9 protein-coding genes are annotated in these 8,313 nt (G+C 43.2%); 1 reads left to right on the top strand and 8 read right to left on the bottom strand.

Annotation, left to right across the window (positions count from 1 at the left end; translation table 11 throughout):
* The 5 genes from HWQ37_RS10950 to HWQ37_RS10970 all read right to left on the bottom strand — a co-directional run.
* Nucleotides 1-668 (bottom strand): GNAT family N-acetyltransferase (locus HWQ37_RS10950; RefSeq protein WP_292746864.1); only part of this gene is annotated, 668 nt, incomplete at its 3' end.
* Nucleotides 669-876: 208 nt separating this feature from the next.
* Nucleotides 877-1,083, bottom strand: coding sequence for a hypothetical protein (locus HWQ37_RS10955; RefSeq protein ID WP_273769525.1), 207 nt, complete (start codon nt 1,081-1,083; stop codon nt 877-879).
* A gap of 124 nt (nt 1,084-1,207) precedes the next feature.
* A complete protein-coding gene (locus HWQ37_RS10960; protein WP_292746870.1) occupies nt 1,208-1,699 on the bottom strand; it encodes a hypothetical protein in 492 nt (163 codons plus the stop codon).
* A gap of 150 nt (nt 1,700-1,849) precedes the next feature.
* On the bottom strand, nt 1,850-3,991 hold the full coding sequence (locus HWQ37_RS10965) for a pentapeptide repeat-containing protein (RefSeq protein ID WP_292746873.1): 2,142 nt from the start codon (nt 3,989-3,991) through the stop codon (nt 1,850-1,852).
* A gap of 273 nt (nt 3,992-4,264) precedes the next feature.
* Nucleotides 4,265-4,603 (bottom strand): hypothetical protein, encoded by a 339-nt coding sequence (locus HWQ37_RS10970; RefSeq protein WP_292746877.1) that lies wholly within the window; start codon nt 4,601-4,603, stop codon nt 4,265-4,267.
* 298 nt (nt 4,604-4,901) lie between these two features.
* Between HWQ37_RS10970 and HWQ37_RS10975 the strand changes: the two genes are divergently transcribed.
* Complete coding sequence (locus tag HWQ37_RS10975) at nt 4,902-5,333, top strand: hypothetical protein (protein ID WP_292746880.1); 432 nt, start codon at nt 4,902-4,904, stop codon at nt 5,331-5,333.
* 42 nt (nt 5,334-5,375) lie between these two features.
* Here the strand turns inward: HWQ37_RS10975 and HWQ37_RS10980 are convergent, their stop codons facing one another.
* From HWQ37_RS10980 to HWQ37_RS10990, 3 genes are all read right to left on the bottom strand, one after another.
* Nucleotides 5,376-5,747 carry a hypothetical protein gene (locus HWQ37_RS10980; protein ID WP_292746883.1) on the bottom strand — a complete coding sequence of 124 codons (372 nt, stop codon included), beginning with the start codon at nt 5,745-5,747 and terminating at the stop codon, nt 5,376-5,378.
* A gap of 84 nt (nt 5,748-5,831) precedes the next feature.
* Nucleotides 5,832-7,013 (bottom strand): glycosyltransferase, encoded by a 1,182-nt coding sequence (locus HWQ37_RS10985; protein ID WP_292746885.1) that lies wholly within the window; start codon nt 7,011-7,013, stop codon nt 5,832-5,834.
* A 10-nt stretch (nt 7,014-7,023) separates the two neighbouring features.
* Nucleotides 7,024-8,013, bottom strand: coding sequence for a GDP-mannose 4,6-dehydratase (locus tag HWQ37_RS10990; RefSeq protein ID WP_292746888.1), 990 nt, complete (start codon nt 8,011-8,013; stop codon nt 7,024-7,026).
* Nucleotides 8,014-8,313 lie beyond the last annotated feature (300 nt).

An 8,313-nucleotide genomic window follows, 5' to 3' on the forward strand; every position in this document is an offset into this window, starting at 1 on the left:
GTTTTAAAGTCGCGGGTATTGCGGTCAAAAACCTGACGTACCAGAGGTGGCATCGATGCCGTATCTAGTTGATATAGCAACTGGGCATCAGCATTACTCACTGGCAAAAGATTGGGCAAGTCTGGCTCTGCTTGTGCCAATTCAGCGAGTAATTCTGGCCCAATTTCCCAATACGTCATTTCTGCCAGACGTTGGAATCCATTTTGCCGATATAGTGCCAGCGCCTCAATGTCATTGATATTAACTTCTAGTAGCCAAGTGCGAGCTTCCAAAATCGACTCAAAGCAATGACGCAAAAGTTGCGAACCAATTCCTTGTTTATCGACACCACGCTCTAGTAACACTTGATCGATCCGCCAAGTGCTGCGTGTGCGGTTAAAGGGTGACACTTGAATCATTCCTAGAAGTATCCGCCCTTGCTCTGCGACAAAAGCACAGAGGCGATACTGTAGCGGGTTAGGAAACCAACTTAAAAATTTGAGTAATCCATACCAACGACGCAGCCTTTGCATCTGGCTGATGGCAAAACCTGCTCCCTGAGGAGTGAGGGCTGCGAATGACTCTTGAGTTATGCGCTCAATTCCATCCAGATCCCGGTATTGGACTGGTCGAATAACAACGCTGAGGTTTCTGGGAAGTAATGAAGTCATTTTAATTCGAGCCGCCATTTAGCCCTAACTAACTGCTCTTGAAAGGAAGAAACTGCTGCAATAATCTTAACTAGTTTCTGCTCTCTACTATTGTGCCAAAAGGGTGATTTTAGTAACTTAACACTTAAAAAGCAGAAAAAGCAGACCTTGTGAGAACACCATTGGCATTAACCCAACAACATCTGCCCTTATTTTATTTGAATTTTGATTAAAATTTGTATATATTTTATAGCCCTTGTCGAGAAACTAGCTTTTCAAAGTGGGCTTGGGTTTGATGGAGTAACTGCTGGCGACTATCTACCAGTGTTTGCTTCAGCGTTGGAACAAGATTGCGAGCTTGCAGAGTCATGTGAAGTTGCAGATTGGCGACATATTCACTGAAATCTTGATTCACTTCATCTGCGCCCGCATCTGTTAATAAATTTGATTCCATTGCCACTGTGTTCTCCTGTGTTAATCCTGTGCTGTCTCTCTTCATGAGCAAAAACTATCACGTTGTTTGGACTAACTTCTTAATTTGCAATGAAGTTTAACGCTTCTTAGGGATAGTGTACCCCTTAAAATCTCAAACCAACGCCACCTTGTACTGAGATCGCTGTCCCACTGCTATCTCGGTAAGCATCAAAAGCAATAATAGCGTTGCCAAAAAGCACAGTATTGCTATTTGGGATCATATAATCAATACCCGGTTGTAAAGCAAAACTAATTTTGTCGCCCACAGGAGAAGAACCGCCACCACCCGCTAACACCAATCCAGCACCCAGGTAGGCATCAGCTTGCCAGTTAAGGGGTAAATCGTAAGAAACCGTCGGTACAACAGCCGTATTATTACCAATTAACACTTGGGCGCGGAGAGAAATTGGTGCTTCCAAAAGCTTGTAACGTCCCGCGATCACCCCACCAAATTGGATACCATCAGTAAAACCAACAGTAGGTCCGATACCGATATAGCTGCCATAAGCTACTTGAGCTTGTGCTGGTTTCGTACTCACCAAACTCAAAATCAAACCAGCCCCCAAAACTGAAACCAAATATGGAATATATTTCATAACCTACTCCTCACACAAATTTGTCATTTGTCATTTGTCATTTGTCATTTGTCATTGGGCATTGGGCATGGATCAATAGTTCTGCTTCCCCTGCTTCCCCTGCTCCCTGCCCCTCTGCCTCCCCTGCCCCCTGCCCCTCTGCCCTCCATTCTACGGGCAACGGGGATGAATGCCTCCTTGAGTACAAATGTATGCTAATTGCTTGGCATCTAAATTTTTGGCTTGAGAAAAATCAACCCCTTGGACTACGGCAGATACTGAGCCTAAATCTGGGGTTTGGACAAATTGATCTGCTGGATCTTGTTTGCTAGGAGCGAGAATTGCCCCTTTAAAATCTGCTCCAGCGACATTTGCCCCGCGTAAATCTGCAAGGCTCAGGTCGGCATTTTGCAAGTTAACGTTTTCCATTTGGGCAGAGCGTAAAACAGCACCAGTTAAACGAGTGGCGCTGAGGTTAGCATTGCTGAGATTAGCACGATCTAAATAAGCTCCTGATAAATCTGCTCCTTGCCAATCAGTGTTAGTTAAGTTAGCAAAAGATAATTGCGTTCCGATCGCAGTAGCGCGACCTAAACGCGCTGCATACAAATTCGCTTCGTTCAATTTAGCATCGCCTAAATCTGCCCCAGTCAAGCTAGCTTTTTCCAAAACTGCGTTTCGTAGATCGGCTCCTACTAGTTGGGTGCTGTTGAGTTTAGCATCATATAGACGCGCGTTGGATAAGTTGGCTCTGTTAAGAGTGGCGCGACTCAAATCGATCCGGTTCATCAAGACGCGACTGAGGTTAGCATCAGTAAGATTAGCTTGCTGCAACTGAGCTTGGCTTAAATCAGCGATTACATCGTCGTAGGTATCCCAACGCCCATCTTCACCCACACCCCGAAAGCGGCTACCCTTAAAGCTAGCTTGGTTAAGATTGGCAGATTTAAACTTAACTCCTGATAAATCAAGATTGTCCAGTACCAAGTTGAAGAAGGAACTTCCTGAAGTACCGCTTTGACCTAATTGGGTGCTACTAAGGTCAACACCCTCGATTTTTTTACCGCTATAAACAGAGAGAATCTTGTTAATTGTTCGCTGGTTTCTTTGTAGCCGCCCTTGCCGTAATTCCCGCTCTTTGGTTGCAGTGCTACCCACAGATTCGAGTTCGCTGACCAAAAACTGATTCTTATTTTTGAGTTCCGGGATGGCTTGGGGTCCGACAGTTGTTAAAGCTTGTTGAATCGTATCCAGAAGGCTGGGGTTAGTTTCGCTAACTAATAAATCCGCCAGAAATTTAATTGATTGTGGGTCATTAAGACCACCCATCGCCAGAATTGCACTTTGGCGTTGCTCATTAGTCGCCCCAGAGTTGGGAGTCAATTGTTTGACGATTTCGAGGAATTGTTGGCTGTTGATTTGCTTGGTTGCTCGCTGGGATTGTTGAATTTGGATATAAACTTGAGTGCCAATTAAAGTTGCCAGCACAGCAGTCATACTCGTCAGCCCTACCCCAAACAAAGTCAGATTGGGATTTTGCTGTATCCGCCGCCACAAGTTAGGTGACTGGCTGGTTTCGGCTATTACTAATTCTTCTCCCTCTTGCTTTTCTTCTGCTTGATCGTTACCGTCAGCAGACTGAGCTTGTTTGTTGCTAGCTAAGACTGCATCGATTGTATAAGTACCTGCGAGTTGATCATGGAGTGCGCGCCGACCCCGACGCGACGGTAAGCCTATCCCTTCACCCACAATCATTAATAAAGACAAAAATGTGAATAATCCTAAATTCGGAAAAGCAAAGCTGTAACGCCATAGCAAATAGGCGATGGAAATGGGTACTGTCCAACGCCCAACGCCTTCTCTAATTACAACTGCCCCCAATCCGGGCGGCTTCCCTTGCTCGTTGACAACCCGCACTTTTAACCAACGTTTTGGAATTGTGCTACCAGTCTTAGCTAATAAATACAATTGCCACCACGAGAGAGTTACAGGCGCTAACAGGGCGATTGTCCACAAAATATTAGTCGGCCATGCGACGTTACGGATGCCATAGCTCACAGGTAGGGCTAGGGGTCTAGCGATCGCTCTTTCTGTGACGACCAGCACGGGGTTAAGCGGCACTCGATTCAGATCGCTTCTAGAATTGGCATAGACACCAATGCCGAAGGGAATCAACCCACTAGTAACCACTAGTGTAATTTCAGCCGCCCAAGCAGCAAAACGCCTACTTGCTAGCAGCAGCGCACTGGCTCTTTCCGATTTTTTTGACTGACCAGATTGATTACTAGTTCTCCTGACAATTGGTGAGGTCATCCTATAATTTCCTTTGATATTATTTCTACGCCGCGATCGGCACAATTAATATAGACTAAGCTAATCCGCAAAAAGAAAAGCATATTGAAATAGGATTTGGGAGTCAGAATTCAGGAGTCAGAATTCAGAAGTAAAACAGGCTTAATACCTAGTTTTGACACTTCACTTCTGTACTTCACCTTTCTTTAAATCCTCTATAAGTCAGGAGCCTTTTGTATTCTGGCTCCTGACTCTCATAACTCTAGGCAGAGTGCAAAGTAAATGCATATCAACTTATTGTTTACGTTGAAAGCTACCAGACACAAAAAATTTGTATCCAACATACACTAACACTGCCAAAAGTGCCAGACTGATTACAGATGCAACTAGTTTAAACACTGCTTGCAGTATCGCCAAGCCTATTAGCACCGTCACACCTGAAACTACCAGCTTTTTCGCCCCAGATAAGCTGTTGAACCAAATCTGAAATCGCTCCAGTTGCAAGTTGAAGCTGGCAAAAACAGACCGAGGCGTTTGTTTTTGTTCTTGTGAAACTACCCCAGGCGGGGAATTAATCTCTGCCTCTAGCCGATCGAGGCGACGCTGTAGGTCTTCTTCTGGTTGAGGATTCATCAATCTTTCTTACCTCATTAGCATACTTATTCAACAATAGACTAACCAAATTCTATTTTTGGTGGTTGTCTTAGTGATTTTAGTTAATGTCTGTGCGTACAAGACCTTTCAGACATCAATTTTAGAGACGTTGCAATGCAATGTCCCTACATATACCTATCAAATCTTCACAAATAATCCTGAACTGACTGGTATTGCTTTATACGGCAGCTTTTGGAACTAAGAAGGATTGCTGTCGTCTATATAAATCAGACTGTATAACAATATTGCTCTCAAAAAATCTGGAGCATTAATTAAAATGAAGACGCTTAGGCTACTTGCAATTATTCCCACAGCTTTGGCGATGAGTTTGGTTTTCACTGAGGCTAATTTGGCACAAACACCAGCAATCCAAATTAATCGTAATTCCCAACCAGATCCATTGATTTTGAATGGAAAATCTGGGGGAACTGTCAAAAGTAATTGTGGCAATATTACTACTGAACCTAGTCAAGTTATCCAAGTAACAGAGTCACTACCTTACTTGCGATTAACAGTAGAGAGTAAAGGAAAGCCAACACTGTTGATCGACGGGCCTGGGGGGCGCTTTTGTGTACTAGCAGATAGTTACTCTGGAGGTAAGTCAGAACTTTCTGGTTATTGGCAGGTGGGAAGATACTCGCTGCATGTGGGCGAACTATCCGCGCAACAGTATAATTACACTCTCTCAATCTCGCAAAAAAATAAATAGTCATTAGTCATTTATGCTTTGCTAATGACTAACGCTCCTTGACTATTCTTCCAGTGATTTGGCTGGAACTTCGACAGCAGTTACATCAATTGTGCCTTCTGGTGTGAAGCGCTGAAATTGACTATTTTGTACTAACAGTAACTCCTTGCAGTTAGGACATTGCAACTGACTGTTGTTTAAACCTGTAAATTCATATCCACAGACGGGACATTGATCGGCAACCAAGTTGCGTTGCAGCCACCAGCGAAAGCCAAAAAAAGCCACAATAGGTGCTAACAACAGCAACCCGAAAATAATTAGCAATGAATTAACTAACCAACCCAAGCCCACTGATGCCAGCAACCAAACAACTGCTAGCAGTGTGAGCCAAGGGCGGAGATTTAAAAGATTCAATTGAAATGACTTAAAGCTCATTTTTAATAAATTTCGTCCTGCTCTCCTTCTAGGATAGCGATTTTAGTCATTAGTTATGAGTCATCGATCGTTTGTCATTTGGACTCAAATGGACTTCATTACTGAGGATAGGAGCATTTTTTGTAAGTGCTGTTGGAAGGCATTTATACCAAATAGAGCGATCGCTTGTTCTCGCAGCCACTCTCCATCACATCGCTGGTCATCCCCTTGAAGCATTTCTATACAAGCGGCTGCTACAGCATCAGGATTGCGGTGCGGTACTCGCCATCCCAGTTTACCATCCTGCAAGGGGTCAGCTGAACCATCGTTGTCACCGGATAATACAGGTACTCCACAAGCCATTGCTTCTAGATAAACTATGCCAAAGCCTTCTTGGGAAGGCATAATATAGGCATCAGCAAGACGGTAATGTTCCATTAATTCTTCTGTGGCAACAAAACCAGCAAATACAACGCGATCGCTCACACCTAAATATGCAGCTAGCTGTGCTAATCGCGGTTGATCGTCGCCGCGACCAATTACCAAATATTTCACTTCTGGGAAAACTTCAGCGATTTGTGGTAATGCCCGAATGGTGACATCTACACCCTTGTAAATATCTCCTGACCATAACCGCGCTACTGTCATTAACACCTTAGCACCAGTTAAGCTATACTTCTTTTCTAATTCTGGTTGTTTGTCACCAGGAGTAAATTTATCCCCATCAATTGCACAAGGCATCATCTGTACCATTTTTGGGTTTAGACTATTAGCAACACAAGCGCGATCGCGGCTGTAGCGACTAATTGTCCAAATTCCCGATGCTGATGTCAGGGCGCGACGTTCTTGATTTTTCAACGGTTCCCAGACTTCTTTGCCGTAAGTTAGCACGGTGTAAGGAATCCCCAAGGGTTGGCAAAGTGTTTGGATTAATACTGCTAAGTTAATATGACCGCAGAAAACTTGCTGCGGACGGCTTTGCAAAAGACACTTCAGTAAAGCTGCTGCCATTTGCAATCTCCCCAAATAAGGAGACTGATTTTTAAAGTAATGAAATTTCAAGTTCTCGTCTTCAAACGGATTTAAGCTATCAGCACTATCTCGCAGCAAAAAGACTTCTGCCTTGTAGTCTTGGCTCAATCCCAAATAGGCGTGAAAGATATCTTTTATATAGGATTGAATACCACCTTCGTGAGCAAAAATTTCTAAAAACACGAAGACATGGTTCGTTTTTTTGTTAACTTTCTCACCTAAATTCAGGTTTTTTGTCACTGTAGTGATGTGCATCTTAGATTATTTACACTCGCGGTAAGGGCGCGATTGCACCGCTTTGTAACCGCTCCAAATCTGTTTTTACCATTTTTTCTAAAAGTTCCTCAAAGCTTACTTGGGGTTCCCAGCCGAGATTTTTTTTAGCTTTGCTGGGGTTAGCTACTAGTTGAAAATGCTCATCTTGTCGCAATAAGCTAGTATTTAAAACTATATGCTGCTTCCAATCCAATCCGACAGACTCAAAGGCTGTGGCAACTAAATCTCTTACACTGTGTAGTTTACCAGTGCCAATCACATATTCTTCTGGTTGATCAATTTGCAACATTAGCCACATGGCCTCTACATAATCACCTGCAAAGCCCCAATCACGTTTGGCATCCAGATTACCGATTTCTAAGGTGTCAGTTAAACCCAATTTAATTGATGCAGCCGCCAAAGAAACTTTGCGTGTGACAAACTGAGGTGCGCGTAGAGGAGACTCGTGATTATATAAAATTCCGCTACAGGCAAATAGTCCATAGCGCTGTCTGTGATGCACCATTGTCCAGTGAGCGTGCATTTTAGCTGCCGCATAAGGATTTTTGGGACGAAAAGCGGTTTCCTCATCTTGAGGCGAGAGGAATACATCGCCAAACATTTCTGAACTGCTGGCTTGATAAAATCTGGTAGACAAACCAACTTTTCGTACAGCTTCTAAGAGCCTAGTAGCTGTACCAGTTATCAAATCTAGAGTTCCCAAGGGGTCGTTCCAGGAGTCGGGTACAAAACTAGGAGCCGCCAAATTGTAAATTTCTTGAGGACGTAGTTGTTCAACTGCGGTCAACAGCGCCGCACTATCCCTCAAGTCAACCGTAAAAATTTCTACCTGATTTGCCAGTATTCCCAGTTTTGTCAAATTAGGTTGTCGATGTGGGGGTACTAATCCGACAACTCGATAACCACGGTTGAGGAGCAAATGGCTGAGATAGTAGCCATCTTGACCAGTAATTCCTGTAATTAGGGCTGTCTTAATCATATTTTGTCCCCGATTATGTCTATCTCTTTGAGCACGAAATGGCACTTGTTGGAGAACAAACATTAAGACTCTCAACACTGCTGACAAATCTTAACAAGGGAGCTAGTGTAGCTCGAATGCTATTTTTACTATATTCACTAATTCTTTTTATACAAAAATCTTATTTGAGATTTTACGTAAAAACATATTACTCCAATTTAATTCCTAATCAAAAGGAGTATAGTTTTATCAATCAAATAACTATGTAAGCTAATCGGCATTTAAATTGCAACATAGCCACTATTGCCTTTGTTTTTTATC

Origin of the sequence: Nostoc sp. NMS4, assembly GCF_017115095.1 — a bacterium.
Classification (GTDB): domain Bacteria; phylum Cyanobacteriota; class Cyanobacteriia; order Cyanobacteriales; family Nostocaceae; genus Nostoc.

Coding starts and splice junctions, on each gene's coding strand:
- HWQ37_RS10970 (WP_292746877.1), bottom strand. CDS start 4,603: ATGAATCCTCAACCAGAAGAAGACCTACAGCGTCGCCTCGATCGGCTA.
- HWQ37_RS10955 (WP_273769525.1), bottom strand. CDS start 1,083: ATGGAATCAAATTTATTAACAGATGCGGGCGCAGATGAAGTGAATCAA.
- HWQ37_RS10960 (WP_292746870.1), bottom strand. CDS start 1,699: ATGAAATATATTCCATATTTGGTTTCAGTTTTGGGGGCTGGTTTGATT.
- HWQ37_RS10965 (WP_292746873.1), bottom strand. CDS start 3,991: ATGACCTCACCAATTGTCAGGAGAACTAGTAATCAATCTGGTCAGTCA.
- HWQ37_RS10980 (WP_292746883.1), bottom strand. CDS start 5,747: ATGAGCTTTAAGTCATTTCAATTGAATCTTTTAAATCTCCGCCCTTGG.
- HWQ37_RS10990 (WP_292746888.1), bottom strand. CDS start 8,013: ATGATTAAGACAGCCCTAATTACAGGAATTACTGGTCAAGATGGCTAC.
- HWQ37_RS10975 (WP_292746880.1), top strand. CDS start 4,902: ATGAAGACGCTTAGGCTACTTGCAATTATTCCCACAGCTTTGGCGATG.
- HWQ37_RS10985 (WP_292746885.1), bottom strand. CDS start 7,013: ATGCACATCACTACAGTGACAAAAAACCTGAATTTAGGTGAGAAAGTT.